This is a genomic window from Pseudomonas oryzihabitans, from assembly GCF_014522265.1.
Taxonomy (GTDB): domain Bacteria; phylum Pseudomonadota; class Gammaproteobacteria; order Pseudomonadales; family Pseudomonadaceae; genus Chryseomonas; species Chryseomonas aestiva.
In genome coordinates this window covers 1,714,240-1,739,174 of record NZ_CP017024.1, presented here as the reverse complement: position 1 = coordinate 1,739,174, position 24,935 = coordinate 1,714,240, and the positions used below count along the sequence as shown (strand labels likewise).

Below are 24,935 nucleotides of genomic sequence, written 5' to 3'. Positions count from 1 at the left end.
GCGGGACGACTGGTCAGCCAGGTCTCTCAACGTCTTCTGTATCGCGCTTTGTAACAATGCCCGCCCTTGAGGGGTCCATGAGGAGGCCCGTACGGGTTAAGGTTCCTTCTCCCACGATCGAAAAGGCGAACTCATGAGCTCCAAGACTTCCCTCCTGCTGGCTGGTGCCGCGCTCTTCACCCTGCTGGCCGGTTGCGGCTCGCACGAAACCCAGAGCAGCCCGGCGGCGGCCTCCTCGGCCCCGAGCGGCGCCGTCAGCAGCAGTGGCCGTTGCAACTCCGATGCGGTCCAGGATCTGGTCGGCAAGGCCCTCTCCCCGGCCCTGGCCGAAGAAGGCCGGCAGCGCGCCGGTGCCCAGGTCGTCCGGGTGGTCCGTCCGCAGGACCCCATGACCATGGACTTCAATTCCCAGCGCCTGACCATCACCACCAGCGCCAGCCTGGTGGTGCAGACCGCCACCTGCGGCTGATCCCCGGCGCGCCCCACGACCTGCCGGCCACCGCCGCGCAGGTCGGTGCGCCCAGCTAGAGGCCGAAGCCCTGGCGCAGGGCCGCTACGCTGTGGAAGTGAAAGGCCGGGCGCTGGCGCTCCAGCTCTTCCCGACTGCCGAAGCCATAGCCCAGCGCTACCGCCGCCACGCCGTTGGCCTGGGCGGCGATCAGGTCGTGCTCGCGGTCACCCAGCATCAGGCAGCTTTCCGGCGCCAGGCCTTCGGTTTCCAGCACGAAATGCAGCAGTTCGGTCTTGTCGGCGCGGGTGCCATCCAGCTCGCTGCCATGCAGGGCAGTGAAGAATTCCGTCAGGGCGAAGTGCCTGAGGATCTCCACGGCGAACACCCGCGGCTTGGCCGTCACCAGATAGAGCCGCCGTCCGGCCGCCTGCAACTCGGCCAGCAACTCGCGGATGCCCGCATAGACCTCGTTCTCATAGAGACCGGTGGCGCGAAAATACCCTCGATAGGCCTCCACCGCGCGCCAGGCCCGCGCCTCGTCGAAGCCGTAGTGGGTCATGAAGCTCTGCAGCAGCGGCGGACCGATGAAAACTTCCAGCCTGCGCAGATCGGGCTCCTCGACCCCCTCGGCGCGCAGCGCCACCTGGATCGCCCGGGTGATGCCCAGGCGCGAATCGGTGAGGGTGCCATCGAGATCGAACAGCAGATGAGGGTGATGCATGGGATGTCCTGGCAACGGGAAATCCTGACCAGTATGGCGAGCGGGGGCAGAGACCGGTAGGCTCGACCGCTCCATTGGAAATGAGTCTTGTTCGCCGATGCCGCCTTTGCCCCGTTCCGTCCGTCACAGCGCCTGGCTGGCCCTGCCGCTGCTGCTCGCCCTCACCGCTCCCGGCCAGGCCCGCCCCATCGATCAGCCCATGGACGCCCAGGTGCTGCAGCAGCCGGGCCACGGCTATGCCTTCAGCGAACTCCAGCTGGATTCCGTCGATGGCGCCCGCCACTACCAGATATGGATCGCCCGACCCGCCACCCCGGCACCGGCCGCCGGCTATCCGGTGCTCTATCTGCTCGACGGCAACGCCGCCCTGGGCGGGCTGAACGCCGAGTTGCTCGATACCCTGGCCAAGCGGCCCCATCCGCCCGTGCTGGTCGCGGTGGGCTACACGGGCGGCAAGCGCATCGACGGCCCCGGCCGGGCCTACGACTACACGCCGTCCGCACCTACCAGCGAACGCTTTCGCGAGCTGGCCACCGGTGGCGCCGACGTCTTTCTCGCCTGGCTGCTGGAGCGCCTGGAGCCGGCGGTGGCGCGGCAGTTGCCCCTGGATCATGGCCAGCGCGCGCTCTGGGGGCATTCCCTGGGCGGGCTGTTCGTCCTCCACGCCCTGCTCACCCGCCCCGACGCCTTCGCCCAGGGCTACGCCGTGAGTCCCTCGCTGTGGTGGAGTCCCACCGTGCTACCTCAGAGTGATGAGCAGCTCAAGGAGCGTTTCAAGGCCCATCCGGCCCGTCTGGTGCTGCTGCAGGGCGGCGCCGAACGCGAGCTGCCCGCGCACTTCCAGAGCGAGGTCCCTGCCGATGCCACCCGGCGTCTCGCCGACCGCCTCGGCCAGCTCCCCGGCATCCGGGTGCGCTACGAGGTGCTCGAAGGCCTGGGCCACGGCCCCATGCTGCCGGCCTCGCTGCGGGCCGTGTTGAGCGAGTGGCGCTAGTCCGCCAGCCAGCGATACATCACCAGGCAATCCACCAGCCCCAGACTGGCATGGCGATAGGCCCTAGGCAGGGTGCCGACGATCTCGAAGCCGTGTTTCTGCCAGAGCCGCACCGCCACCTGGTTGCTGGCCACCACCGAGTTGAATTGCATGGCCTGGAAGCCCAGTTCGCGAGCCACCTGCACGGAGTGCTCGCAGAGAGCACCGGCCACGCCCTGGCCACGAGCGGCGGGAGCGACCATGTAGCCGCAATTGCAGACGTGATCGCCCGGGCCCATGGCATTGGCCTTGAGGTAGTAGCTGCCGAGAATCTGGCCATCGCGTTCGGCGACGAAGGTTGCCCGCGGCAGCTCCACCCAGAGGCGCCAGGCGTCGTCGCGGCTCATGTCCGGGTCGTAGGCATAGGTCTCCCGGGCCTGGGCGACCTGCTGGATCAGCGGCCAGACCTGATCGAAATCGGCGGCGGCGAGGGGGCGAATCTGCATGGGTGACTCCGGCGGACGAAGGAGTCGCCAGTGTCGCCTAGCCGGCCGCCGCTGCCAAATCATCGCCCTCTTCCAGCAGGCCCCGGGCGCCCTGGCGACAGGCTGCCAGCAGTTCCTCGGACAGGCCCTCGTCATCCAGCGCCCGCGCCAGGGCCACACCACCGATCAGGGTGGTGGCCAGCTGCAGCGCCCGGGCGCGCCGCTGCGCCGGCGGTCCCGACTGATCCCGCTCCAGCCGGCTGACGAAGCGCGCGAAGAAGCGCGTATAGCTGCCACGGATGGCGGCCTCCCGATGGGTGACATCGGCCGCCAGAAAGGCCAGCGGACAGCGCAGCGCTTCGCCCTCGGCGTGCTCGCGACTCAGGTAATGCTCGACCAGTTGTCCGAGGCCTTCGCTACCGAGACCGTCGAGCCGGGCCCTGCCGACCCGCGCGGCATGGGCGAGGGCCTGGTCATAGACCTCGGTCTTGGTGCGGAAGTGGTGGTAGAAGGCGCCGCGGGTGAGACCGGCATCGGCCATCAGGTCATCGAGTCCGACCGCATCGAAGCCGCGGAGGGCGAACAGGCGGGCGGCGCTGTCGAGGATGCGCTGGCGGGTCTGCTCGCGCTGATCAAGGGGCCAGGCCATGGCTACTCCAGATTATGTTCTTGAACATAAGGTCTCCTTTGCCAGCATGCAGCCTTCTTTGCAAGGAGCCTGCAGCATGACGCCCTATCTCTTCGGTCCCGCCTTCAGCACCCTGGTGCGCAGCGTGCGCCTCCATGCCCTGGAACAGGGCCTGGCGCTCCCCTGTGGCCTCGCCCCTGACGGCCAGGCCATCGCCTGGCACAGCGAGGCCCACCTGGCGCTGCACCCCTTCGGCCAGGTACCGGTGCTGCTCGACGGCGAGCTGCGCCTCTTCGAGACCCTCGCCATCTGCCGCCATCTCGATCGTCGGCTCTCGCCGGAGCGCGGCGGCAATCCGGAGCAGGACGCCTGGAGCAGCGCCCTGCTCACCACCGTGGATACCCGCCTGGTCCGCCGCTATCTGCTGCGCGTCGCCGGGCCACGACCCACCCCCTTCCGGACGCTGGAAGAGCAGCAGCGCGCCCTGGCCGACGTCGACGCAACCCTGGCCGTGCTCGATCGCCAGCTGGGCGACCAGAGCTTTCTCTGTGGCGCCGACTTCAGCCTACCCGACGCCCTGCTGGCGCCCATGCTCGACTACCTGGAGCCCCTGCCCGACCTCCACTGGCAGACGACCCGGCCCCGCCTCGCCGCCTATCTCGACCGCCTGCGCGCGCGACCCTCCGGCCAGGCGATCCTGGTGGCGACCGACTTCAGGCTGCGCTGAGTCCACGCGCCCAGGGTGACTACCCACCTCTCCCAATCCACCGCAACCATCCCCTCTCCCCCGGGAGAGGGCTAGGGTGAGGGCCGCCCACCACCCCTCCCTACCTGCTAGCCTTGGAAGCCCCTCCCCCGCCCAAGGACCGCCCATGACCACCGCCCACCCCATCGCCCTCGTCACCGGTGCCTCCCAGGGCATCGGCCGCGCTGTCGCCCTCGGCCTGCTGCAGGACGGCTTCCGCGTGGTCCTTGCCGCCCGCCGTGCCGAACCCCTGGAGGCGCTCGCCGAAGAAGCCCGGCAACAGGGCGGCGAAGCCCTGGCGGTACCCTGCGACGTCACCGATGCCGCCAGCGTCGAGGCGCTGTTCGCCCGCATCCGCGACACCTACGGCCGCCTGGACCTGCTGTTCAACAATGCCGGCGTCGGTGCCCCGGCGGTGCCCATCGACGAGCTGGAACTGGACGCCTGGCATCGGGCGGTCAACACCAACCTCACCGGCGTCTTTCTCTGCAGCCGCGCGGCCTTCGCCCTGATGCGCGCGCAGACACCCCGTGGCGGACGCATCATCAACAACGGCTCCATCTCGGCGCACACGCCCAGGCCCTTCAGCGCGCCCTACACCGCCACCAAGCACGCCGTGGCCGGGCTGACCAAGGCCCTGGCCCTCGACGGCCGCGCCTTCGATATCGCCTGCGGCCAGATCGATATCGGCAACGCCGCCACCGAGATGACCGAGCGCATGGCCAACGGTGTGCTCCAGGCCGATGGCAGCACCGCCGTGGAGCCGCGCATGGACGTCAGGCACGTCGCCGATGCTGTCCGCTACATGGCCAGCCTGCCGCTGGACGCCAACGTCCAGACCCTCACGGTGATGGCGACCAAGATGCCCTATGTGGGCCGGGGCTGAGGGGTTCCACGTGGAACCCGATCAGACAGGGAGCAAGCAATGAATCCAGCCGAAGTCGTCTCCTTCTGGCGCGCCGCCGGCCGGCGCCAGTGGTTCAATGGCGGCCCTGCCTTCGACGCCGAGTGCCGCGCGCGTTTCGAGGCCTTGCACTTCGCTGCCAGCCGCCGTGAGTGCGATGACTGGATCGAAGGTGCCGAAGGCGCCCTGGCCCTGTGCCTGCTGCTCGACCAGATCCCGCGCAACATCTTCCGCCACAGCGGCCACGCCTTCGCCACCGACGGCCTGGCCCTGCAGCAAGCGCGACAGGCGCTCGACGCCGGTCTGGATCAGCAGGTCGAAGCCGAGTTGCGCGCCTTTTTCTATCTGCCGTTCGAGCACTCCGAAGTCCTGGCCGATCAGCAGCGCTCGCTCGCCTTGTTCGCGGACCTGGGCATCGAGCACTACCGGCGCTATGCCGAGGCCCACCTGGAGGTGATCGCCCGCTTCGGTCGCTTCCCGCACCGCAACCGGGCGCTGGGGCGGCTCAATACGCCGGAGGAGCAGGCCTGGCTGGATGCCGGCGGGGGTTTCTGACCCGCCCTTCAGGGCGCCCCGGGCGACACGCAGGCGGAGCCGGGTCCCCGGTGCCCTAGCCCCGCCACTCCACCACCAGATCCGCCCGCGCCCGATCGCCGTCGATCAGTCGCGCATTGGGCTCGTCGGTGCTTTCCACCCAGGCCTCGGCGTCCGCGCGGCTGCGGCCGAAATGCATGTGGCGGGCGACCAGCCGCTCGCGACGCTCCGCGGGATCGACGCGCACATACCAGCACTCGTCGAACACCTCGGCGACATCGCTCCAGGGCGCCTGCGTCAGCAGCAGGTAGTTGCCCTCGCTGATCACCAGCTGGGTGTCGGCGTGGACCGGAATGGCATTGGCAATGGGCTCTTCGATCTCGCGATTGAACAGCGGCGCATAGACGGTTTCCCCGGCCACCGGCGTCTTCAGGCGCTGCAACAGGGCACGATAGCCGCGCGCATCGAAGGTGTCCGGCGCGCCCTTGCGTTGCGCGCGGCCCAGACGCGCCAGCTCGCGATTGGCCAGGTGATAGCCGTCCATGGGCACCACCACGGCACGCTCGCCGAGCGCCGCCGCCAGCAACTCGGCCACGGTCGACTTGCCCGCGCCCGGAGTGCCCGCGATGCCCAGCAGGCGACGTCCACCCTGGGCCAGCAGCGCCTCGGCGCGGGCCAGGAGTTCGGCGGGAAGTTGCAGGCCATCGACCGGACGCTGACTGCTCATGCCGGCACCCCCGGCAGTGAACGGATGGAAACGGCAGGCAGACACGGGAAAGCGGTCATGGCGGAGGTTCCGGCAGTGGGGATCGCGGCACGCTAGCACCCACCGCCGCGGTCGTCGACTCGGCGCCGACGTCGCCGGAAAGCCATCACAGTCTGCGGCCCGGCGAGCCGATCCCGGCCTCTCCCCCTCGGCATCCACCCGGCGCTCTCGTACACTCCGCTTCCAATCGGCCGCGCGCCGCCGTGTGCCTCATACAAAGGGATTTGGTCGCCATGAAGAAACCGCTACTTACCACCCTCGCCGGCGTGACCCTGGTGGTCGTCGGTACCGCCGTGGGCGGCGCCTGGTACACCGGTACCCGGCTGGAAGGCGAATTGCGCCAGGCCGCGAGCCAGGCCCAGCTGGCCCTGCAGGCGCAACTGCCCGAGTACCCCTTGCAGCTGCAACTGGTCGAGCTACAGCGCGGTGTCTTCAGCAGCACCGCCACCTTCAGCCTGAGCGTGCAGGCCGAGGACCGCCCGCCCGTGGAAGTGCTGCGGGTGCTCGACGACATCCAGCACGGTCCCTTCCCCCTGACCCGCCTCAAATCCCTGCAGCTGGCGCCGGTCATGGCGGTCAACCGCTTCACCCTGGCGCGCACGCCGCTCACCGCCGATCTCTTCACCCTGGCCAAGGGCGCCGAACCCGTGCGGCTCGACGCCACCCTGGGCTACGACCGCACGGTGGACGGCGGTCTGACCCTGGCCGCCCTGCACCTGGACCAGCCCCAGGGCGCGGTGGCCTTCTCCGGCCTGACTGCCACCTTCGCTACCGACATGGAGGCCAGCCGACTGCGCCTGGACAGCACGGTCGGCCAATTCAGCCTCAATGTGCGCACGCCGGAGGGCTGGGCCAAGCTGGAGACCGAAGGCTTCGCCTTGACCGGCGACAATCGCCGCAATGCCGATGGCTTCTGGCTCGGCCCGGGTCAGCTGCGCCTCGGCCGCCTGCTGCTGGCCATGCCCGGCAAGCCCGCGGTCGAGTTGCGGGATCTGCAGCTTCAGGGCGACACCCAACAACAGGGCCAGCAGCTGACGGGCACGCTCAACGCCAGCCTCGGCCAGCTCGATATCGCCGGCCAGACCCTGGGCAAGGCGACCCTGCGCAGTCACTACAGCAATCTCGACAGCCCGGCGCTGGCTCAGCTCAATGCGCTGCTGCAGCACCTGCAGCTGGATACCGAGCAAGGTCTCGATCCCACCACCCAGGCGACCCTGCAGCAGCATCTCGGCGATGTGCTCGCCGCGCGTCCCCAGCTGGTGGTGGACGAGCTGCGTCTCGACACCCCCGGCGGCAGCAACCGCCTGCGCCTGGACCTGACCCTGGCCAAGCCGGCGACCTACGATCTGCCACCGGAGCAACTCGCGGCCCAACTGCTGGCAGGTCTCGAGGCGCGCCTGTCGGTGGCGCGGGGCAGCCTGGTGGATGGCGTCCTGTTCCAGGCGGGCGCCCAGCGCAGCCAGCCGGCCATGCAGCAACAGGCCCAGGCCACCGCCGAAGCCCTGGCCGGCATCGGCCTCAACAGCGGCCTGCTCAAGGCCGAAGGCGAGGATCTGGTGGCTACCCTGAATTACAGCGCCGGGCGGCTGTTGCTCAACGGCCAGGAAGTCCCGCCGGAACAGCTGCTGGCCCTGCTGGAACGCCCGCAACCCGCGGCACCCGCCAAACCCCAGGGCAAGGCGCCGAAGCGCTAGCGGCTGCCGGGGCTGTTGGGCTTCGATGATGGCGCCGTCTCAACCCAACCTACGCAGGTCCGTAGGTCGGGTTGAGCGCAGCGAAGCCCAACAACGTCCCGACCGCCCTACTTCAACTCCAACCCGCCGCTAGCCTTGTTCAGCTCGCGCAGGTGCTTGCCGAGCAGATCCAGGTTGGCTTCGGTCAGGTCCAGGCCATCGCGGGCCTCTGGCGAAAGCAGCTGGCGGACCTCGTTGTTGAGGGTGTCCCTGAGGCTGCGCAGGTGCGCCTGGCGCTTCTGACTCTCGGCGGTCAGCTGCTCCCACTCCCCCGGTTGCGGCAGGCCGTAGCCATCAGTGCCGAGCAACTCGGCCGGACGACTCAGGTAGCCGCTGTCCTTGAGGATCTGCTCCAGGGCGCCACCGGCCTTGCCGAAGCGTGCCTTGTCCACCGCGTCCTCACCCAGGTAGCGATCCTTGAGCTCGGTCTGCGCCTGCAGCAGCGCCCGGCGATAGGCCGCCTGCTCCAGCAGCAGCAAGGCGGCGCTGGCGCGCAGGTCGGCGCGCTGAAATTGCTCGCGGCGCTGCTGCGGGGTCAGCGCCAGCCAGGCCTCGACGTCCGCCTGGGGCAGCTTGAGGCGCTCCCGGGCCACCTTGAACATGGCCTGGAAGCGCTCGCGGAAACTGTCGAAGCGATAGCCCAGCCGCAAGGCCTCGCGCGGATCGTCGAGTACCGAGGTGTCCACCAGGTCCTTGAACCTCAAGGCATCCATCAGACCCGTCGGGGTGATGACATCGAGCTGGGCGTCGGCCAGGCGCGGTACCCCGTCGTGCAGCAGCTTGAAGGTCTCCACCGCGCAGTTGTTGGTGACGAAGTAGTACTGGCCGTCATAGCTCCAGTGCACCTGGGCGGTCCGTTCGAGGAAGTCGGCGATCTCCGGACGGGTCAGCTTGAGCGGCACGGATTGCAGGCCGCGCAGCTCCACCTTGGTGTACTCGTCCACCACCTGGGCCAGCGGCAGCACGAACAGCCGCGACGGGTAGGAACCGGTCAGGCCGCGCCAGCTGGAGAGCTGGACGTCGTTGACGAAGGCGCGGAACGACAGCACCAGATGGTATTGCAGATCCAGTCGGCAATCCGGGCCGCGCGGCCGACCAGGGGCGCAGACCACCAGGCGCAGCATGCTGTGGCCCCAGCGGCTCATGACCTGCTCGTTGCCCTCGGCCAGCAGGTAGTCGACCGCATAGACCCGCTCCGGATCGAGCCAGCCCAGGGGCGCCTCGCCGAAGTCGTTGCCGGCGTTGAGATAGGGATAGCGCCCCGGACAGGCATCGTGCGCCGGCGACCAGCCGAAGTGCTCGGCGAAGTAGCGCTGCAGCGCCGGCCGCCGGCAGGCGTAGCTCGGGTCGAGCAGGAAGTACTCCATGTTCACCGCCACGAATTCCTTCGGGTTGGTGACTTCATAGAGATCGGGACTGCGCGCGATGAAGAGATTCTTCGACTCGCGATTGCCGTGCTTGCGCGTCTTCACCTGCCAACCGGCCAGGTCCAGCAGCCGCGGATCATCGGACAGCGTATAGCTGCGCCCGGCCTGGCCCTGGCATTTCAGCGGCAGCTGGTCGGAGGTCAGCCCCAGGCCGCCACAGGAAAGGATCAGCTGGCGCTGCTCGGGCGTCCAGACGCGCTCGCGGTCATAGAAGTGGGTCAGCTCGTGCAGCACCGTGGCCAGCAGTTCGCGGTGCTGGGTGCCGTGGGGGCGACCGGTCTGGATGCGGGTGTCGCTGCCGTCCACCAGACTGGGCAGCAGGCGACGATTGAGCAGCAGGTTGCGTCGATCCGCCTCGCCATAGGCTTCTTCCAGCAGCTCGCTGCTCCAGCGCACCGGGATGCGCTCATCCAGCGCCGCCTTGAATTTGGGTGGCAGCAACGCCTGGGCCTCATCCAGCAACTGCTGGGTGGCCTGGATCTGCGCGGGCGTCAGGCCCTGGGTATCGAGTTCGAGGTGCAGGGCGGCCTGGGCCCCACCGAGGGCCAGGCCGGCCGCAAGGCCGACCAGCCACTGCCGCAGCCGGCCGGCGCGGTTGTTCACAGCGCCAGGATGGCCTGGGCCAGCTGCAGGTCGTTGGCCTGACGCGCGGCCGGGAACTGGTCGCGCAGGCTGCGGAAGGCTTCTTCCAGCTGGACGCCACGGATGTCACCGTCGCTGGCGACAAAGCTGGCGGCATCACCACGCGCGGCCTGGATCATCTTGGCGTCGCGGATGGAGGTGGTGGTGTCGGAAGTGAAGTCGATGCTGCGCTGCAGCGCCCGCACCACGATGTTACTGGTGGCCACCAGGGTCTGGGCCTGAGCCAGGCTCGAAACGCCCAGGGTCAGGGCAGCGGCGATAAGCAGGGAACGGCGCATGGATACTCCAGGGATGTCACGGAATTGAAACGGACTACTGACTCAGAATCGCCGCGGCGAGTTCCCGGTCGGAAGCCTGCAGCGCCGGATCGGCTGCGCGCAGGGCGCGGAAGGTTTCCTCCAGCTGGGCGCCGCGCAGGGCACCGTCGGTAGCAACGAAGGCTGCGGCATCGTCGCGCGCTGCGAGGACCAGCTTGTTCTGGAACGGCGCCGTGGTGATCTGGCTGGTGCCATAGATGGTCTTCACCAGACCCTCGGTGGTGGAGTCGAACGCCAGGACCGGCGTGGCAAGACAGAGACCGAGCAACAGCGCGGCAGAACGACGGATATACATGGATGGCGACCCTCCGGTGGCAGATGGTCGCCAAGGCTAACGCAGCCCCCCGTTCCGGGCTAGCAGCCACGGGGTACGGGGGGTATCGCGGTGTTGCGCGTCAGATGGCGAGAATCGCCTGGGCCAGTTGGTCATCGCTGGCCTGACGCAGTTCGGGCGCCTGGCTGCGCAGGTGGTCCAGCGCCGCTTCCAGGCGTACGCCGCGGATGTCGCCGGCGCTGCCGACGTAGGTGGCCGCATCGTCACGGGCTTCCTGGACCAGCTTGTCGTTCTTGAAGGAGCCGGTGATGGACGAGGTGGTATCCGAGGTCGCATCGATGGCGTTGACGATGATGTCGGTGGTGACATAGAAGCTCGACGCCGAGGCGGCGGTGGACAGGCAGAACAGCGCCGCGGCGGCGCCCAGGTGCAGGGTTTTCATGGGGGACTCCCGTCTGGATAGGCCTGACTGAGACTACCGCCAGCCCGAGGAAGTCGCATCCCGAGGCAGATTTTCACTCCCGCCAGAAGGGTTTGCCGCCTTCCCGGTACTGATCGGCGAGATTCAGCCCCAGGTCGGCCAGGGCGCGAGCGTCCAGGCGCTGCAACTGCCGGCGTGTGACGAGGCGCCGGTGCCAGCGGACCAGCAGCGCGAGCAGTGGGTGAAAGCGGCAGCGAAAACCCGATGATTCTGTGGGTGAGGTAAGCAGTGACCGGCTGTCCATGGCGATCTCCAGCGCAGCAAGGGAGCCTCAAGCTTCATCCGTACGGCGCAGGCAGACCACTTACAGCCAGAGAATACTGTACCCGTACAACTTCATAGCAGGTCTATCTGTACTGAACATGCCCGTGGTGATCGCTCTGCGACGCCACTCTGCACCGGTTCATCGGGAGCGAACTGTATCTCCTGCCGCGACGTACCCCTGGTCGGCGTGAATCGCTACAATCGAGGCTTTCAGCGCCCATCCGCGAGAGGCACCGCCATGAGCTTCAAAGTTTTCGTCGACGGCCAGGAAGGCACCACCGGCCTGCGTCTGCTGGACTACCTGACCGGCCGTTCGGACATCGAACTGCTGCGCATCGACGAGAGCAAGCGCAAGGACCCGGCCGAGCGCGCGCGCTTCCTCAATGCCGCCGATGTGGCCTTTCTCTGCCTGCCCGATGCCGCCTCCCGCGAAGCGGTGAGCCTGGTGACCAATCCCAACACCTGCATCATCGACGCCAGCACCGCCTTCCGCACCGACAGCAGCTGGACCTACGGCCTGCCGGAACTGGCGCCCGGTCAGCGCGAGGCGCTGCGCGCCAGCAAGCGCATCGCCAATCCCGGCTGCCACGCCACCGGCTTCATCCTGCTGGCCCGGCCGCTGGTGGACGCGGGCCTGCTGGCTCCCGATACCCCGCTGTCGGCCTTTTCCCTGACCGGCTACAGCGGTGGCGGCAAGCAGATGATCGCCGCGTACGAAGCCGGCGGCGACGCCCGCCTGCTGAGTCCGCGTCCCTATGCCATGGGCCAGGGCCACAAGCACCTGCCGGAAATGCGCGTGCAGAGCGGCCTGGCCGCCGCGCCGGTGTTCAGCCCCATCGTCGGCCCCTTCCTCAAGGGTCTGGCGGTGACCATTCCGCTGCACGCCAGCCAGCTGCGCCCGGGTACCACTGCCGCCGACCTGCAGGCGGCGCTGGCCCGTCACTATGACGGCGAAGCCTTCATTCACGTGGCGCCGGTGGCCGCCGAGGAGGAACTGGACAATGGCTTCTTCGACGTCCAGGCCAGCAACGACACCAACCGCGCCGATCTCTTCGTCTTCGGCAATGCCGAGCGGATGACGCTGGTGGCGCGGCTGGACAATCTGGGCAAGGGCGCGGCGGGCGCGGCGGTCCAGTGCATGAACGTGCACCTGGGCACCGACGAGGGTCTGGGGCTCGCCAGCGGCCGCTAGTCAGGGCGCCGGCTTTCTTCCCTGGCGGGGCGAACCTTTCTCAAGGCGCCCCGTCTGAATTGCTGAACGGTTCGGATAACCGTTCTGCTCCTTTGCTGTTTAGTGTTGGCAGATGCTGGACCCCTGCTTTGGCGGTCCAGTCTTGAACTCCGGACTTCTCCCCTCCCCCGATGGAAGTCCGGAGTTTTTTTATGCCTCGGCGGCGGGTTCGTCGAGGCCCAGCCAGCTGGCCAGCACGCGCTGGGCATCCTCTATCCCCTGGCGCTTGGGCGCCGAGAACAGCTGGATGCTGGCGGTATCGCCCCAACCCTGGCGCACGTCGCGCTGCACCTTGAGCAGGGCGTTCTTCTGGGCACCGAAGGCCAGCTTGTCGGCCTTGGTCAGCAGGATGTGCAGCGGCATGGAACTGGCCTGGGCCCAGTCCAGCATCAGGCGATCGAATTCGGTCAGCGGATGGCGGATATCCATCATCAGCACCACGCCGCTGAGCGAATTGCGGCTGCTCAGATAGGCCTCCAGGTGCTCCTGCCAGTGCTGCTTGAGCGGGATCGGCACCTTGGCGTAGCCGTAGCCGGGCAGGTCCACCAGGCGCCGCTCGTCGTCGAGGGTGAAGAAGTTGAGCAGCTGGGTACGCCCGGGCGTCTTCGAGGTACGCGCCAGGTTGGCGTGGGTCAGGGTGTTCAGCGCACTGGACTTGCCGGCATTGGAGCGACCGGCGAAGGCCACTTCGCGACCGTTGTCGAACGGGCACTGATCGACCTTGGCGGCGCTGATGAGAAAGGACGCCTGCTGGCACAGACCGACGATGGGATTCTTGAAGCTGGACATGGGGGTACTCGCGAGCGCGCGGCAAAGCCAGCAGTATATCGGATGCGCCGGGCGAGAGCCGCGCCCCTGGTAACCTGAACGAAGCCTGAACATGGCCGGCCTCGGGCGCTGCGGCGACTAGGCGCGGCGATGCACCCGGCTACAATGCCCGCAATCCGTCATGCCCGGTTGGTGGGCGTGCCTTCTTCCAGGAGTAGTCCCATGCGCAACCTGCTTTTCTCCGCCGTGTTCGCCGCCGCCAGTCTGTTCGGCGCGGCCGCCCATGCCGACGACATCCAGGCCGGCAAGCAGTACACCGAACTGAGCAGTCCGGTTCCGGTGTCCGAACCCGGCAAGATCGAAGTGGTTGAGCTGTTCTGGTACGGCTGCCCGCACTGCTACGCCTTCGAGCCCACCCTCAACGCCTGGTCCAAGAAGCTCCCCGACGACGTCTCCTTCAAGCGCGTGCCGGCCATGTTCGGCGGCATCTGGAACGTCCACGGTCAGCTGTTCGTGACCCTGGAAGCCATGGGCGTGGAAGCCAAGGTGCATGACGCCGTCTTCGCTGCCATCCACAAGGAGCACAAGAAGCTGGCCACCCCCGAGGAGATGGCCGACTTCCTTGCCACCCAAGGCGTGGATCGAGAAAAATTCCTCAGCACCTACAACTCCTTCGCCGTGAAGGGGCAGGTGGAAAAGGACAAGAAGCTGGCCATGGCCTACCAGATCACCGGTGTGCCGACCATGGTGGTCAATGGCAAGTACCGCTTCGACCTGGGCTCTTCGGGTGGCCCGGACGAGACCCTGAAGGTCGCCGACTTCCTGATCCAGAAAGAACGCGCCGCCAAGTAAGCGTCACCCGCCGCCGCGCCCCGCGGCGGCGGCTCTTCAGCTCGTCCCTCTCAAGCGGCCTCCGGTCGTCCTGCTCAAACTTTCCCCGTAACCGCCGATACCCTAGCGACTATCAAGTGGGCTGGCCGCCTTGTCGCGCCTGCCTGCTGGCCACCCTCAAGCCTCTGGAGCGGGCGGATGGAGCGCGCGGACGTCGAACGCTGGAAAAGCAAATACCTGGAGAGCCTCGAGAATCTCGAGCGCCTGGAAAGCCGGTGGGAAAACCGCCTGGACCTGGTGCGTCGAGGCCTCGTGCGCAGCAGCCTGGCCGCCGAAGGCAACGACGCGGCGGTGGACGCCTGCCTGGTCGAATTGCGCGACATCCTCCGCCGTGACGACAGCGACGCCGATCTCGCCAAGCTGATCCCGCGCCTGGAACGCACCGTGCTCGACTCCGAGCAGCGCCGGGAATTGCGCGCGCGCCAGGTGGCCGAGGCCTTCGCCGAACTCTGCCGGTTGCTGCAGACCCTGGAATTGCCGCGCGACCAGCGCAAGGCGCTCAAGGGCTTTGCCAAGCGCGCCCAGGCCGCTGCCGACCAACCGGGGGAACTGCCCGCGCTGCTCGGCGAATTCAGTCGTCTGCAGCAACAGGCCCTGAGTCAGCTGCACCCTGAACAGCCCGCCCGCGCCGGTTTCCTGCAGCGCCTGCTGGGTGGTCGTGGCGAGACCGCGGAAGAGGCGCCGACGGCGGCGTCGAGTCCGCCAGTAGAAGACGCCTCGCCGGCGACAGCCGCTGCGCCAGCGGTGGAAACGCCGGCGACCCCCGAACCGCCGCCGCTGCCGGTCGAAGGTCTGCCCGCCGCGCGGCCTGAGCCCTCAGCAGAGACCCAGGCAGTCCAGGCCGATCCGGCCTATGCCCTGCCCGCGGTGCCCGAGCCCGGCTACAGCGCCATAGCGCCGCATCTGGAAGCCACCCTGCTGCGGCTGCTCGACGACCTGGCGCTGCCGGACAGCCACAAGCCCCAGGCCGAACACCTGCGCCAACGCATCCAGGGCAGCCTGAACTGGTACGAATTGGTACCCGTGCTCGATGACCTGTCGGTGCTGGTGCTGGCCCTCAACCATTCCGGGCAGAGCGAATTCCAGCTCTACCTGCGCCGCCTCAATGAGCGTCTCGCCGCCTTCCAGACCGGTCTGCAGGACGTCCACGCCGGGCGTCAGGACGGCCAGACCCAGGAGCGCGCCTTTGGCGACGCTCTGCGCGGCCAGGTCAGCGAATTGCAGAGCGAGGTGCAGGAGGCGACGGACCTGGACAGCCTCAAGCTGTCGCTGGACAGCCGCCTGGAAGGCCTGCTGACCAGCCTGGCCGACCAGCAGAGCCAACGCGAGACCCGCGAGCAGGAAGCCAGCGAAAGACTCAGCGCCCTCACCGAGCGCGTCGCCGGCATGGAGCGCGAGGCCCAGCAGTATCGCGGCCATCTGGAAGAACAACGGCAGAAGGCCCTCTGCGACCCCCTCACCGGCCTGCCCAATCGCGCCGCCTGGAGCGAGCGCCTGGAGCTGGAGGTGGCCCGCTGGCAACGCCATGGCGGCGACCTGCTGCTGGCGGTGCTCGACGTCGATCTGTTCAAGCGCATCAACGACGGCTACGGTCACCTGGCCGGTGACAAGGTGCTCAAGATCATCGCCAGCGAATTGCAGCGCCGCCTGCGCAAGACCGACTTCATCGCCCGCTTCGGCGGCGAGGAATTCGTCATGCTGCTGGGCGCCACGCCGGTCGCCGGCGGGGTCACCCTGATCGAGCAGCTACGCGCCGCGGTCGCCGCCTGCCCTTTCCATTTCAAGGGCGAACGGGTGGTGATCACCCTGTCCGCTGGTCTCGCGGCCTTTGCGCCGGGCGAGGATGCCGATACCGTATTCGAGCGTGCCGACCAGGCGCTCTACCGCGCCAAGCGCGCCGGACGCGATCGCCTGGATGTGGCCTGACCCCTTCCACGTTCGCGAGGTAATCGTGCAAAAGCCCTTCAAGCTCCTTCCCTGGCTGCTCTGCGGCCTGCTCCTGGCCGGCTGCTCCAGCGGTCCGCGCATCAATGACGACTATACCGCCCGCGATCAGGACAGCCGGGTGCAGTACATCGTGCTGCACTACACCGCGGCCGGCTCCCAGCAGTCGCTCAAGCTGCTGACCCAGGCCGGCGTCAGCGCCCACTACCTGATCGACACCGATGGCACCATCTATCGCCTGGTGGACGAGAATCGCCGTGCCTGGCACGCCGGCGTGAGCGAATGGGAAGGCCGCACCTGGCTCAACTCCACCTCCATCGGCATCGAGATGGTCAACCTGGGCTTTCGCGACACCCCGGCCGGGCGCCAGTGGTATCCCTTCAGCGAAGCCCAGATCAAGGCGCTGATTCCGCTGCTCAAGGACATCGAGCAGCGCCACGGCCTGGATCGCCGCGCCATCGTCGGCCACAGCGACATCGCCCCGGGGCGCAAGCAGGACCCGGGGCCGCTGTTTCCCTGGGCGCGGCTGGCCGCAGCAGGCTTGATCAACTGGCCGGATCCGGCGGTGGTCGCCCAGCGCCAGACCAGCCTGGGCGGCGTGCTGCCGCCGCCGGCCTGGTTCCAGGATCAACTGGCGCGGATCGGTTATGCGGTACCGCGCACTGGCGTGCTCGATGCCGCTACCCGCGACGTCATCGGCGCCTTCCAGATGAAGTACCGGCCGGGCCGTTTCGATGGCCAGCCGGACTTGCAGACGGCAGCGCTACTACTCAGCCTGCCCAGCAGTCGCTAGTTTCTGTACGAAAAATGCCTACGCTCGGTGATGCTTCGTTGAAAACGCTTCGGAATGCTCATTTACCGCTCGTAAACTCCGCTTCCTCAGCGTTTTTCGCCTTGCCTGACCGTCGCTCGGCGACTTTTCGTACAGAACCTAGGCGGCCGGAGGCGGCTTACAGCCGCACACTGGCGAAGGTGGATTCGCCCTGAGCCTGACTCAGGGCCGCCAGCGCGGACGAGGCCGGCATCAGCGACAGCTCCTGGGACAGCGGCATCAGCGCGATGGGCTGCTGGATGGTCGGACCCTGGCGCTCGTCGCGCGGCGGGATGCCGAAGTATTCGCGGTAGCACTTGGAGAAGTGCGGGGTGGAGACGAAGCCGCACACCGAGGCCACCTCGATGATCGACAGGGTGGTCTGCTTGAGCAGCTGCCGGGCGCGGATCAGCCGCAGCTTGAGGTAGTAGCGCGACGGCGAGCAATGCAGGTACTTCTGGAACAGGCGTTCCAGCTGGCGCCGGGACACGTCCACATAGACCGCCAGTTCGTCGAGGTCGATGGGCTCTTCGAGGTTGGCCTCCATCAGCGCCACGATTTCCTGCAGCTTGGGCTGATTGGTGCCCAGCATGTGCTTGAGCGGGACGCGCTGATGATCCTGCTCGTTGCGGATGCGTTCGTAGATGAACATTTCCGAGATCGCCGCCGACAGCTCGCGGCCATGCTCGCGACCGATCAGGTGCAGCATCATGTCCATCGGCGCGGTACCGCCCGAAGCGGTGCAGCGATTGCGATCGATGGTGAATAGCCGGGTGCTGAGCACCACGCGTGGATAGGCTTCCTGCAGGGCCGCCAGGGTTTCCCAGTGCACGCTGCAGTCGTAGCCGTCGAGCAGGCCGGCCCGGGCCAGGGCCCAGCTGCCGGTACAGACCGCGCCCAGCTTGCGGCCCTGGCGCGCCTGGCTCTGCAGCCAGGTGCAATGCTCGCGGGACACGCTGCGCTGGATGCCCACGCCGCCGCAGACGATCACCATGTCCATCACCGGGGCGGCGCTCACGGCGCTGTCCGGGGTGATCTGCAGGCCATCGCTGGCGCGCACCGGACGACCGTCCAGACTCAGGGTGCACCAGCGATAGAGTTCCCGACCCGACAGCTGGTTGGCCATGCGCAGCGGCTCCACCACCGACGCCAGGGAAATGAGCGTGAAGTTGTCCAGCAGCAGAAAGCCGATGGACTGGATCGCACGGGCCTGTGACGAGGTGGGAATGGGCGACATGGTTTGAATCTCCTTCACGCAGGCTGGGGCCCTTGGCTGGGCTCTAATGAGGTGCGGCGGACAACGTTGGGCGAAAGATGTGTCGCGGACGCATAAGTCATGTCGCAATTCCCATGCCGTAAATGGGTGAACCCCGACACGGGCAAGCTGTCTGGGGCGAATAACCCATTCAGCAGCGCTCAATGGCGTTGATTAGCTAGGGTTTTTATTTGCGACCTTTCAGGTCCGAGACCGACCTTTTGCCGATGGCACTTCGCCAGATGTATTCCATCGGTAACACCAGGGCGTAACCGACGCGCGCCAAAATGTGGCATGGCGACTCAGTGGGCACGGTTGTAGGTCAGGCGTTTCAACCGTCTGTCGCCCTTCTGGCTACTTGTGGCGAAAAGCCACCAAGGCCCGGGCCAGACGGACCGGTACGTGCAGTGGCCCGGGCCCTTCCCTTCGCGAACCCTGGAGTTCAGGATGAAAATCTTCCAAGCGCTGTGGTTGTCCGGTCTGTTGCTGAGCTCGACCGTGCAGGCGGGCGAGGCCGAGAGTTGTCAGCAGGTGCGCCTGGCCGATGTCGGCTGGTCGGATCTCAATATCACCAACGCCACGGCCCGCTATCTGCTCAGCGCCCTCGGTTACGAGACCGAGGTGCTGCGCCTGTCCCTGCCGCAGACCTACGACGCCCTGGCCGCGGGCGAGGCCGATGTCTTTCTCGGCAACTGGATGCCGGCGCAGGCCAAGCTCAGCCAGCCGCTGGTCGATGCGGGGGCGGTCGAACGCCTGCACGCCAACCTGCAAGGCGCCCGCTACACCCTCGCGGTGCCCCAGTACGTCTATGACGCCGGGGTGAAGAACGTCGCCGACATCGCCCGCTTCGCCGACCGTTTCGACCACACCCTCTACGGCATCGAGCCCGGCAACGATGGCAACGCCCTGGTCAAGAAGATGATCGCCAGCAACGCCTTCGGCCTGGGCGACTTCAGGCTCGACGAATCCAGCGAACAGGGCATGCTGACCCAGGTGCGGATGAAGGAGCTGCTGGACCACCAGTGGATCGTCTTTCTCGGCTGGGAACCCCATCCGATGAACGTCCGGCACAAGCTGGCCTACCTCGACGGCGGCGATGACTACTTCGGGCCGAACCAGGGCGGGGCGACGGTCTACACGGTGGTGCGCAAGGGCTATGCCCAGCAGTGTCCCAACGTGGCCCGGCTGCTGGGCAACCTGGAGTTTTCCCTGGACATGGAGAACCAGCTGATGGATCGGGTGCTCAACGAAAAGGACAATCCGCGCCGCGCCGTGCGCAACTGGCTCAAGCGCAATCCCGAACGGCTCGACGCCTGGCTCAAGGGTGTCGCCACCCTCAGCGGCGCGCCGGGCACCGCCGCGGTGAAGGCCAGTCTGGCCAACTGATTCGCGAGCGCTCCAACCGTCGCCGACACCTCTGGGTAGCGGGCCGCCGCGGCGCAGGGCGCAACTGCCCGCCTCTCTCGCTCGGCCGCCGCGCGCCGGACGCGGACGTGCCCTGGGGCTCACGCTGGATACGACATTTCCGCTTCTGGTTACGACGCCGCGTACACTGGTAGCGACGCAGGCGGTAGGCGAGCCTGGGGGGATGGGTTACAGATAAATACACGTGGGGCGCACCGAAAGGTACCCCGCCAAACGCAAGGAGATGTGTCCATGAAAGGTTGTTCCCGTTGGCTCTTGAGTGCCGCCCTGCTGGCGCCGCTCGCTGTTCAGGCGGCCGAGCCGGCTTCCTGTGCCAAGGTGCGCTTTGCTGACGTCGGCTGGACCGACATCACCGTGACCACGGCCGTGACCAGCGAGGTGCTGCACGCCCTCGGCTACCAGACCACGACCAACATGATCTCCGTACCGGTTACCTACAAGTCCCTGCAGAACAAGGACATCGACGTCTTCCTCGGCAACTGGATGCCGAGCATGGCGGCGGACATCAAGCCCTATGCCGACAATGGCAGCGTCGAGACCGTGCGCGCCAACCTGGAGGGCGCCAAGTACACCCTGGCCGTCCCCCAGTACGTCTATGACGCCGGGGTCAAGAGCTTCGCCGACATCGCCAAGAACGCCGACAAGTTCGACGGCAAGATCTACGGCATCGAGCCGGGCAACGATGGCAATCGCCTGATCCAGGGCATGATCGACAAGAACACCTTCGACCTCGGCAAGTTCAAGCTGGTGGAGTCCAGCGAGGCCGGGATGCTGTCGCAGATTCAGCGCGCCGAGCGGCGCCAGCAGTGGGTGGTCTTCCTCGGCTGGGAACCCCATCCGATGAACACCCGCTTCAAGATGGCCTATCTCCAGGGCGGCGACGACGTCTTCGGTCCCAACTATGGCGGCGCCACCATCTACACCAACGTCCGCAAGGGCTACGTCCAGGAATGCCCCAACGTGGGCAAGCTGCTGACCAACCTGTCCTTCACCCTGGACATGGAAAACCAGCTGATGGACAAGGTTCTCAACGAAAAACAAGCCGCGAGCGCCGCCGCCAAGGCCTGGCTCAAGGCGCATCCGCAGGTGCTCGACCAGTGGCTGGCCGGCGTGACCACCCGCGATGGCAAGCCTGCGCTGGAGGCGGCGAAGACCGCCCTGGCCCCCTGAGCGAACACTAACATTCGACTGTCCCGCGCCAGTTCGGGCGGGTACTGCCACAGCCGAAGCACGAATCAGCGGTTCTCGTGCTTCGACCTGTCCACTCCTACCTGACGGGCACCGTTATGTTAATCACCGACCACAAGCTCCCTCTCGGCCAGCAGATCGCCGATTTCATCGACTGGCTGACGCTGCATGGCGCCAGCGTCTTCGACAAGATCTCCGATGTGCTGTCCGGCCTCATCCACGGCCTCACCGCCGGCCTGATGTGGTTCAACCCGCTGGCCTTCATTGCCCTGGTCGCGGTAGGGGTCTATCTGCTGCAACGCAGCATCGGCCTGGTGATCTTCGCCCTCATCTCCCTGCTGCTGATCCTCAACCTGGGGTATTGGCAGGAAACCATGGAAACCCTGGCCCAGGTGGTCTTCGCCACCCTGGTGTGCATCGCCGTGGGCGTGCCGCTGGGCATCATCGCCGCGCACAAGCCCTGGTTCTACACCGGCCTGCGCCCGGTCCTGGACCTGATGCAGACGGTCCCCACCTTCGTCTATCTGATTCCGACCCTGACGCTGTTCGGCCTGGGCGTGGTACCCGGGCTGATTTCCACGGTGGTCTTCGCCGTGGCCGCGCCGATCCGCCTGACCTGCCTGGGCATCCAGGACGTTCCCGCCGAGCTGATGGACGCCGGCAAGGCCTTCGGCTGCTCGCGCTGGCAGCTGCTGACCCGCATCGAGCTGCCCCACGCCATGCCCAGCATTGGCGCCGGTATCACCCAGTGCATCATGCTGTCGCTGTCCATGGTGGTGATCGCCGCCCTGGTGGGCGCCGACGGCCTCGGCAAGCCGGTGGTGAACGCCCTCAACACCGCGGACATCGCCCTGGGCTTCGAAGCCGGCCTGTCCATCGTCCTGATCGCCATCCTGCTCGACCGGGTATGCAAGCAACCCGCCCCTCGCGAGGTTAAATAAGTCATGACCGCCATACGTTTCGAACACGTCGACGTCATCTTCGGCAAGCAGAACAAGCGTGCCCTGGAGCTGCTCGACCAGGGCAAGGGTCGCAGCGAGATCCTCCAGGAAACCGGCCAGGTGCTGGGTGTCGAGGACGCCTGCCTGGAGGTCCAGAAGGGCGAGATCTGCGTGCTGATGGGCCTGTCCGGCTCGGGCAAGTCCAGCCTGTTGCGCTGCATCAACGGCCTCAACACCGTGAGCCGCGGCAAGCTGCTGATCGAGCACAAAGGCAGTGAAGTGGACATCGCCAACTGCTCGCCCACCGTGCTCAAGGACATGCGCACCACGCGCATCGCCATGGTGTTCCAGAAGTTCGCGCTGATGCCCTGGCTGACCGTGGCCGAGAACGTCGGCTTCGGCCTGGAAATGCAGGGCCGCTCGGCCGCCGAGCGCAAGAAGCTGGTGGACGAGAAGCTGGAGCTGGTCGGCCTGACCCAGTGGCGCAACAAGAAGCCCGACTCCCTCTCCGGCGGCATGCAGCAGCGCGTCGGCCTGGCCCGCGCCCTGGCCATGGATGCCGACATCCTGCTGATGGACGAGCCCTTCTCCGCCCTCGATCCGCTGATCCGCCAGCAACTGCAGGACGAACTGCTGCAGCTGCAGGCTAAGGTCAACAAGACCATCGTCTTCGTCAGCCACGACCTCGACGAAGCCCTCAAGATCGGCACCAACATCGCCATCATGAAGGACGGTCGCATCATCCAGCACGGCCGCCCCGAGGACATCGTGCTCAATCCGGCCGACGAGTACGTACGCACCTTCGTCGCCCACACCAATCCGCTCAACGTGCTCAGCGGCTACAGCCTGATGCGCGGCCTGGACAAGTGCGGCCGCGAGGGCAACGAGATCTGCCTGGAACGCAGCCACGACATCTGGCTGGCCTTGGAAAACCAGACGGTCAAGGCCCTGCGCCGCGGCGGCGAGAGCCTGGCCCTGCAACGCTGGACCCCGGGCATGCCGGTCACCAGCCTGCAGCGCCAGCCGACCCTGGCGCCGGCCGATATCCGCATGCGCGACGCCCTGGAGATCCGCTACCACACCGGGCACAAGCTGGTGCTGGAGACCGACGGCCGCGCCGTGGGCATCCTCGGTGACAAGGAGCTCTACCACGCCCTGCTGGGCAAGAATCTGGAAAAGGCCGGCGAAGACGTCGTCCCGCCCGCGGTCCGCTCGACCCTGTCCCAGGCGGGCTGACCGCCTGGCCCGCCGCCCGCCTCTCCCTGCGGAGGCGGGTGCGTACCGCTTTCCTGCTTGCCCCGCCGGCAGGGCCAGCCAGGCTCCCATCCCGGCACCCTCTCCTCATTCATAGCTACCTCTCTATCCCGGCCATCACCCAGCCTGACGCTGTTCGTCTGGGTACGGCCAAGGGACGCGCGAGCGTCTTTGAGCAAGCGCCCGATGGGCGCCGCTGAGCTGATAGGAAAGATGATCGAGGTGGCGCAGGACAGGCAGGCTGCGAGCGCCTTGGCGATCTCGCAGCCTGCCTGGAGAGGTAGCGGGAAGACCTAGAGCACCACCGTCCGCCCGGCATTGAGGAAGACGCGGCGCTCCAGGTGATAGCCCACCCCACGCGCCAGGGTCAGGCACTCGATGTCACGGCCGCGGGCCACCAGGTCTTCGGCGTAGTGGGCGTGGTCCACCGACTCGACGCCCTGGGCGATGATGGGGCCTTCGTCCAGATCGTTGTTGATGTAGTGCGCCGTGGCGCCCACCAGCTTGACGCCCTTGGCATAGGCCTGGTGATAGGGCCGCGCGCCCTTGAAGCCTGGCAGCAGCGAATGGTGGATGTTGATCGCCCAGCCATCGAGGCGACGGCACAGCTCGGGCGACAGCACCTGCATGTAGCGCGCGAGGATCACCAGCTCGGCGCCGGTCTCCTGCAGCACCTGCCAGACCCTGGCCTCCTGGGCCGGCTTGTCCTGGGGATCCAGCGGGAAGTGGTGATAGGGAATGCCGTGCCAGGCCGCCAGGGGCTCCAGATCCGGATGGTTGGAGATCACCGCCACCACGTCCATGGGCAACTGGCCGATGCGCTGGCGATAGAGCAGGTCGTTGAGGCAGTGGTCGGCCTTGGAGACCATGATGGCGACCTTGGCTCTATAGCCGGGCGGGGTCAGTTCGAAGGTCATGTCGAAGGGCGTGAAGCGCAGGTCCAGGCCGACGCGGAACAGGCCTTCGTTGAAGTCGCTGGGTACCTGGAATTCCACCCGGATGAAGAAGCGCTGGGCTTCGCGATCGTCGAAGCTGTGGTGCTGGGTGACATAGCAGCCTTGCTCGAACAGATAGCGCGTGACCACGTCCACGGTGCCGAGGCGACTCGGGCTCTGGGCGGTGAGAATCCAGGTATCGGGCGTGCGGCTCATGATGAATTCCTTTGCATGGAGATGAAGCCAGAATCACAAAACCCGACCTGCGCGCAACGCAGGTCGGGTTCGATGGAGCGTCTGAACGCAGCGACCGATCAGGCCTCGATGCGCAGTCCGTACTCGGCGCTCGCGTCCTGCAGCCACAGCCAGACGTAGTCGGCGAAGCTGCGGCGCACCACCAGTTCCCAGGTGTCCGGCGCCGTGTGGCGGATCACCAGCTGGGACTTGGCGAACACCGTCCCGACGGCCTTGCCCACCGGGAAGTTGTCCGGATGGACGTCGTAGGAGGTGGACTTCATCAGCACTTCACGCACCTTGGGTCCCTTGAGCTCGACCAGCGTCTGGCCGCCACCGACATTGATGATGGCGACATGGCGCTCGCCCAGGGCCTGGCGCAGGGCCTGCTCGGTGGCGAACTCGCTGCCACCGGGTACCACCAGCAGCCACTCGTCCGGGCCGAGCCACTGCAGCGAGCTCTCGCCCTTCTGGGTAACCGCCAGCGGACCGGGCACTTCCAGGCCGACCACGCTCTGCACGGCGCCGGTGAAGCCTTCGTCATGGGCGTCGCCACGCAGCACCAGGTGCCCCAGCAGGGCCCGCTCGCGCAGGGTCACCCCGGCGGTGGCCGGGCCGCGACCGACGAGCTTGTTCAACTCGGCGTGGAACAGCGGGGATTCGGCGCGCGCCTTGGCGGAGTATTGGTCGTAGACATTGATGTTGTTCATGGG

The 24,935-nt window shown here is 67.2% G+C and carries 27 protein-coding genes; 14 read left to right on the top strand and 13 right to left on the bottom strand.

Going from position 1 to position 24,935, the window contains the following annotated elements:
- The first annotated feature begins 133 nt into the window (after positions 1-133).
- Positions 134-469, top strand: a complete 336-nt coding sequence (locus BGI51_RS08035) for an I78 family peptidase inhibitor (protein ID WP_187980831.1) — start codon at positions 134-136, stop codon at positions 467-469.
- Positions 470-524: 55 nt separating this feature from the next.
- On the opposite strand, the gene BGI51_RS08030 is transcribed toward BGI51_RS08035, so the two are convergent.
- The gene (locus BGI51_RS08030; RefSeq protein WP_187980830.1) at positions 525-1,172 is read right to left on the bottom strand and encodes an HAD hydrolase-like protein; all 648 of its coding nucleotides are present in this window, start codon (positions 1,170-1,172) and stop codon (positions 525-527) included.
- A 106-nt stretch (positions 1,173-1,278) separates the two neighbouring features.
- On the opposite strand from BGI51_RS08030, the gene BGI51_RS08025 reads away from it, so the two are divergent.
- Positions 1,279-2,166: an alpha/beta hydrolase gene (locus BGI51_RS08025; protein ID WP_252977235.1), complete on the top strand. Its 888-nt coding sequence runs from the start codon at positions 1,279-1,281 to the stop codon at positions 2,164-2,166.
- Here BGI51_RS08025 and BGI51_RS08020 read toward each other — a convergent pair.
- Together BGI51_RS08020 and BGI51_RS08015 are read right to left on the bottom strand one after the other, a co-directional pair.
- Entirely contained in the window at positions 2,163-2,651 is a 489-nt protein-coding gene (locus tag BGI51_RS08020; protein WP_133860343.1) for a GNAT family N-acetyltransferase, read from the bottom strand. The two genes, BGI51_RS08025 and BGI51_RS08020, sit on opposite strands and share 4 nt — an antisense overlap.
- Positions 2,652-2,688: 37 nt before the next feature.
- On the bottom strand, positions 2,689-3,279 hold the full coding sequence (locus BGI51_RS08015) for a TetR/AcrR family transcriptional regulator (RefSeq protein WP_187980828.1): 591 nt from the start codon (positions 3,277-3,279) through the stop codon (positions 2,689-2,691).
- A gap of 76 nt (positions 3,280-3,355) precedes the next feature.
- On the opposite strand from BGI51_RS08015, the gene BGI51_RS08010 reads away from it, so the two are divergent.
- From BGI51_RS08010 to BGI51_RS08000, 3 genes are all read left to right on the top strand, one after another.
- A complete protein-coding gene (locus BGI51_RS08010) occupies positions 3,356-3,985 on the top strand; it encodes a glutathione S-transferase family protein (protein ID WP_252977234.1) in 630 nt (209 codons plus the stop codon).
- A gap of 145 nt (positions 3,986-4,130) precedes the next feature.
- Complete coding sequence (locus BGI51_RS08005) at positions 4,131-4,889, top strand: SDR family oxidoreductase (protein ID WP_187980827.1); 759 nt, start codon at positions 4,131-4,133, stop codon at positions 4,887-4,889.
- A 39-nt stretch (positions 4,890-4,928) separates the two neighbouring features.
- The gene (locus BGI51_RS08000) at positions 4,929-5,462 is read left to right on the top strand and encodes a DUF924 family protein (protein ID WP_187980826.1); all 534 of its coding nucleotides are present in this window, start codon (positions 4,929-4,931) and stop codon (positions 5,460-5,462) included.
- Between the two features lie 55 nt (positions 5,463-5,517).
- Here the strand turns inward: BGI51_RS08000 and BGI51_RS07995 are convergent, their stop codons facing one another.
- Entirely contained in the window at positions 5,518-6,168 is a 651-nt protein-coding gene (locus tag BGI51_RS07995; RefSeq protein WP_187980825.1) for a nucleoside/nucleotide kinase family protein, read from the bottom strand.
- Positions 6,169-6,440: 272 nt separating this feature from the next.
- Here BGI51_RS07995 and BGI51_RS07990 point away from each other — a divergent pair, with 272 nt between their 5' ends.
- Positions 6,441-7,901: a YdgA family protein gene (locus tag BGI51_RS07990; RefSeq protein ID WP_187980824.1), complete on the top strand. Its 1,461-nt coding sequence runs from the start codon at positions 6,441-6,443 to the stop codon at positions 7,899-7,901.
- Between the two features lie 107 nt (positions 7,902-8,008).
- Here BGI51_RS07990 and BGI51_RS07985 read toward each other — a convergent pair whose 3' ends face one another.
- From BGI51_RS07985 to BGI51_RS07965, 5 genes are all read right to left on the bottom strand, one after another.
- Complete coding sequence (locus BGI51_RS07985; RefSeq protein WP_187980823.1) at positions 8,009-9,970, bottom strand: DUF7844 domain-containing protein; 1,962 nt, start codon at positions 9,968-9,970, stop codon at positions 8,009-8,011.
- Positions 9,967-10,287: a DUF2388 domain-containing protein gene (locus BGI51_RS07980; RefSeq protein WP_133860126.1), complete on the bottom strand. Its 321-nt coding sequence runs from the start codon at positions 10,285-10,287 to the stop codon at positions 9,967-9,969. The genes BGI51_RS07985 and BGI51_RS07980 overlap by 4 nt, the downstream gene beginning before the upstream one ends.
- A gap of 34 nt (positions 10,288-10,321) precedes the next feature.
- The gene (locus BGI51_RS07975) at positions 10,322-10,621 is read right to left on the bottom strand and encodes a DUF2388 domain-containing protein (RefSeq protein ID WP_158890303.1); all 300 of its coding nucleotides are present in this window, start codon (positions 10,619-10,621) and stop codon (positions 10,322-10,324) included.
- A gap of 100 nt (positions 10,622-10,721) precedes the next feature.
- A complete protein-coding gene (locus BGI51_RS07970; RefSeq protein ID WP_007160027.1) occupies positions 10,722-11,042 on the bottom strand; it encodes a DUF2388 domain-containing protein in 321 nt (106 codons plus the stop codon).
- A gap of 73 nt (positions 11,043-11,115) precedes the next feature.
- Complete coding sequence (locus BGI51_RS07965) at positions 11,116-11,325, bottom strand: DUF1127 domain-containing protein (RefSeq protein ID WP_187980822.1); 210 nt, start codon at positions 11,323-11,325, stop codon at positions 11,116-11,118.
- A gap of 258 nt (positions 11,326-11,583) precedes the next feature.
- On the opposite strand from BGI51_RS07965, the gene argC reads away from it, so the two are divergent.
- Entirely contained in the window at positions 11,584-12,537 is a 954-nt protein-coding gene (argC, locus tag BGI51_RS07960; RefSeq protein WP_187980821.1) for an N-acetyl-gamma-glutamyl-phosphate reductase, read from the top strand.
- A gap of 189 nt (positions 12,538-12,726) precedes the next feature.
- Here the strand turns inward: argC and yihA are convergent, their stop codons facing one another.
- Positions 12,727-13,365: a ribosome biogenesis GTP-binding protein YihA/YsxC gene (gene yihA / locus BGI51_RS07955; RefSeq protein ID WP_187980820.1), complete on the bottom strand. Its 639-nt coding sequence runs from the start codon at positions 13,363-13,365 to the stop codon at positions 12,727-12,729.
- Positions 13,366-13,566: 201 nt separating this feature from the next.
- On the opposite strand from yihA, the gene BGI51_RS07950 reads away from it, so the two are divergent.
- The 3 genes from BGI51_RS07950 (at position 13,567) to BGI51_RS07940 (ending at position 16,972) form a co-directional block, all read left to right on the top strand.
- Positions 13,567-14,196: a thiol:disulfide interchange protein DsbA/DsbL gene (locus BGI51_RS07950; RefSeq protein WP_133860131.1), complete on the top strand. Its 630-nt coding sequence runs from the start codon at positions 13,567-13,569 to the stop codon at positions 14,194-14,196.
- 177 nt (positions 14,197-14,373) lie between these two features.
- Positions 14,374-16,161, top strand: a complete 1,788-nt coding sequence (locus tag BGI51_RS07945; RefSeq protein ID WP_187980819.1) for a GGDEF domain-containing protein — start codon at positions 14,374-14,376, stop codon at positions 16,159-16,161.
- Positions 16,162-16,186: 25 nt separating this feature from the next.
- A complete protein-coding gene (locus BGI51_RS07940) occupies positions 16,187-16,972 on the top strand; it encodes an N-acetylmuramoyl-L-alanine amidase (RefSeq protein WP_187980818.1) in 786 nt (261 codons plus the stop codon).
- Between the two features lie 157 nt (positions 16,973-17,129).
- Here the strand turns inward: BGI51_RS07940 and BGI51_RS07935 are convergent, their stop codons facing one another.
- Positions 17,130-18,227 carry a GlxA family transcriptional regulator gene (locus tag BGI51_RS07935; RefSeq protein ID WP_037006569.1) on the bottom strand — a complete coding sequence of 366 codons (1,098 nt, stop codon included), beginning with the start codon at positions 18,225-18,227 and terminating at the stop codon, positions 17,130-17,132.
- A gap of 465 nt (positions 18,228-18,692) precedes the next feature.
- Between BGI51_RS07935 and choX the strand changes: the two genes are divergently transcribed.
- From choX to choV, 4 genes are all read left to right on the top strand, one after another.
- The gene (gene choX / locus BGI51_RS07930; RefSeq protein ID WP_187980817.1) at positions 18,693-19,631 is read left to right on the top strand and encodes a choline ABC transporter substrate-binding protein; all 939 of its coding nucleotides are present in this window, start codon (positions 18,693-18,695) and stop codon (positions 19,629-19,631) included.
- A 270-nt stretch (positions 19,632-19,901) separates the two neighbouring features.
- A complete protein-coding gene (locus BGI51_RS07925; protein ID WP_017639238.1) occupies positions 19,902-20,840 on the top strand; it encodes a choline ABC transporter substrate-binding protein in 939 nt (312 codons plus the stop codon).
- Between the two features lie 116 nt (positions 20,841-20,956).
- Positions 20,957-21,799, top strand: coding sequence for a choline ABC transporter permease subunit (gene choW / locus BGI51_RS07920; RefSeq protein ID WP_059316705.1), 843 nt, complete (start codon positions 20,957-20,959; stop codon positions 21,797-21,799).
- Between the two features lie 3 nt (positions 21,800-21,802).
- Positions 21,803-23,035, top strand: a complete 1,233-nt coding sequence (choV, locus tag BGI51_RS07915; RefSeq protein WP_187980816.1) for a choline ABC transporter ATP-binding protein — start codon at positions 21,803-21,805, stop codon at positions 23,033-23,035.
- Positions 23,036-23,346: 311 nt separating this feature from the next.
- Here choV and BGI51_RS07910 read toward each other — a convergent pair whose 3' ends face one another.
- Positions 23,347-24,204: a formyltetrahydrofolate deformylase gene (locus tag BGI51_RS07910; RefSeq protein WP_187980815.1), complete on the bottom strand. Its 858-nt coding sequence runs from the start codon at positions 24,202-24,204 to the stop codon at positions 23,347-23,349.
- A 98-nt stretch (positions 24,205-24,302) separates the two neighbouring features.
- On the bottom strand, positions 24,303-24,932 hold the full coding sequence (locus BGI51_RS07905) for a sarcosine oxidase subunit gamma (RefSeq protein WP_187980814.1): 630 nt from the start codon (positions 24,930-24,932) through the stop codon (positions 24,303-24,305).
- Between the last annotated feature and the right edge of the window lie 3 nt (positions 24,933-24,935).

Coding starts and splice junctions, on each gene's coding strand:
- choV (WP_187980816.1), top strand. CDS start 21,803: ATGACCGCCATACGTTTCGAACACGTCGACGTCATCTTCGGCAAGCAG.
- BGI51_RS07945 (WP_187980819.1), top strand. CDS start 14,374: ATGGAGCGCGCGGACGTCGAACGCTGGAAAAGCAAATACCTGGAGAGC.
- BGI51_RS07935 (WP_037006569.1), bottom strand. CDS start 18,227: ATGTCGCCCATTCCCACCTCGTCACAGGCCCGTGCGATCCAGTCCATC.
- BGI51_RS08020 (WP_133860343.1), bottom strand. CDS start 2,651: ATGCAGATTCGCCCCCTCGCCGCCGCCGATTTCGATCAGGTCTGGCCG.
- BGI51_RS07990 (WP_187980824.1), top strand. CDS start 6,441: ATGAAGAAACCGCTACTTACCACCCTCGCCGGCGTGACCCTGGTGGTC.
- BGI51_RS07980 (WP_133860126.1), bottom strand. CDS start 10,287: ATGCGCCGTTCCCTGCTTATCGCCGCTGCCCTGACCCTGGGCGTTTCG.
- choW (WP_059316705.1), top strand. CDS start 20,957: ATGTTAATCACCGACCACAAGCTCCCTCTCGGCCAGCAGATCGCCGAT.
- BGI51_RS07910 (WP_187980815.1), bottom strand. CDS start 24,204: ATGAGCCGCACGCCCGATACCTGGATTCTCACCGCCCAGAGCCCGAGT.
- yihA (WP_187980820.1), bottom strand. CDS start 13,365: ATGTCCAGCTTCAAGAATCCCATCGTCGGTCTGTGCCAGCAGGCGTCC.
- BGI51_RS07905 (WP_187980814.1), bottom strand. CDS start 24,932: ATGAACAACATCAATGTCTACGACCAATACTCCGCCAAGGCGCGCGCC.
- BGI51_RS08035 (WP_187980831.1), top strand. CDS start 134: ATGAGCTCCAAGACTTCCCTCCTGCTGGCTGGTGCCGCGCTCTTCACC.
- BGI51_RS08005 (WP_187980827.1), top strand. CDS start 4,131: ATGACCACCGCCCACCCCATCGCCCTCGTCACCGGTGCCTCCCAGGGC.
- BGI51_RS07975 (WP_158890303.1), bottom strand. CDS start 10,621: ATGTATATCCGTCGTTCTGCCGCGCTGTTGCTCGGTCTCTGTCTTGCC.
- BGI51_RS07995 (WP_187980825.1), bottom strand. CDS start 6,168: ATGAGCAGTCAGCGTCCGGTCGATGGCCTGCAACTTCCCGCCGAACTC.
- BGI51_RS08010 (WP_252977234.1), top strand. CDS start 3,356: ATGACGCCCTATCTCTTCGGTCCCGCCTTCAGCACCCTGGTGCGCAGC.
- choX (WP_187980817.1), top strand. CDS start 18,693: ATGAAAATCTTCCAAGCGCTGTGGTTGTCCGGTCTGTTGCTGAGCTCG.
- BGI51_RS07970 (WP_007160027.1), bottom strand. CDS start 11,042: ATGAAAACCCTGCACCTGGGCGCCGCCGCGGCGCTGTTCTGCCTGTCC.
- BGI51_RS07965 (WP_187980822.1), bottom strand. CDS start 11,325: ATGGACAGCCGGTCACTGCTTACCTCACCCACAGAATCATCGGGTTTT.
- argC (WP_187980821.1), top strand. CDS start 11,584: ATGAGCTTCAAAGTTTTCGTCGACGGCCAGGAAGGCACCACCGGCCTG.
- BGI51_RS07950 (WP_133860131.1), top strand. CDS start 13,567: ATGCGCAACCTGCTTTTCTCCGCCGTGTTCGCCGCCGCCAGTCTGTTC.
- BGI51_RS08015 (WP_187980828.1), bottom strand. CDS start 3,279: ATGGCCTGGCCCCTTGATCAGCGCGAGCAGACCCGCCAGCGCATCCTC.
- BGI51_RS07925 (WP_017639238.1), top strand. CDS start 19,902: ATGAAAGGTTGTTCCCGTTGGCTCTTGAGTGCCGCCCTGCTGGCGCCG.
- BGI51_RS08030 (WP_187980830.1), bottom strand. CDS start 1,172: ATGCATCACCCTCATCTGCTGTTCGATCTCGATGGCACCCTCACCGAT.
- BGI51_RS08000 (WP_187980826.1), top strand. CDS start 4,929: ATGAATCCAGCCGAAGTCGTCTCCTTCTGGCGCGCCGCCGGCCGGCGC.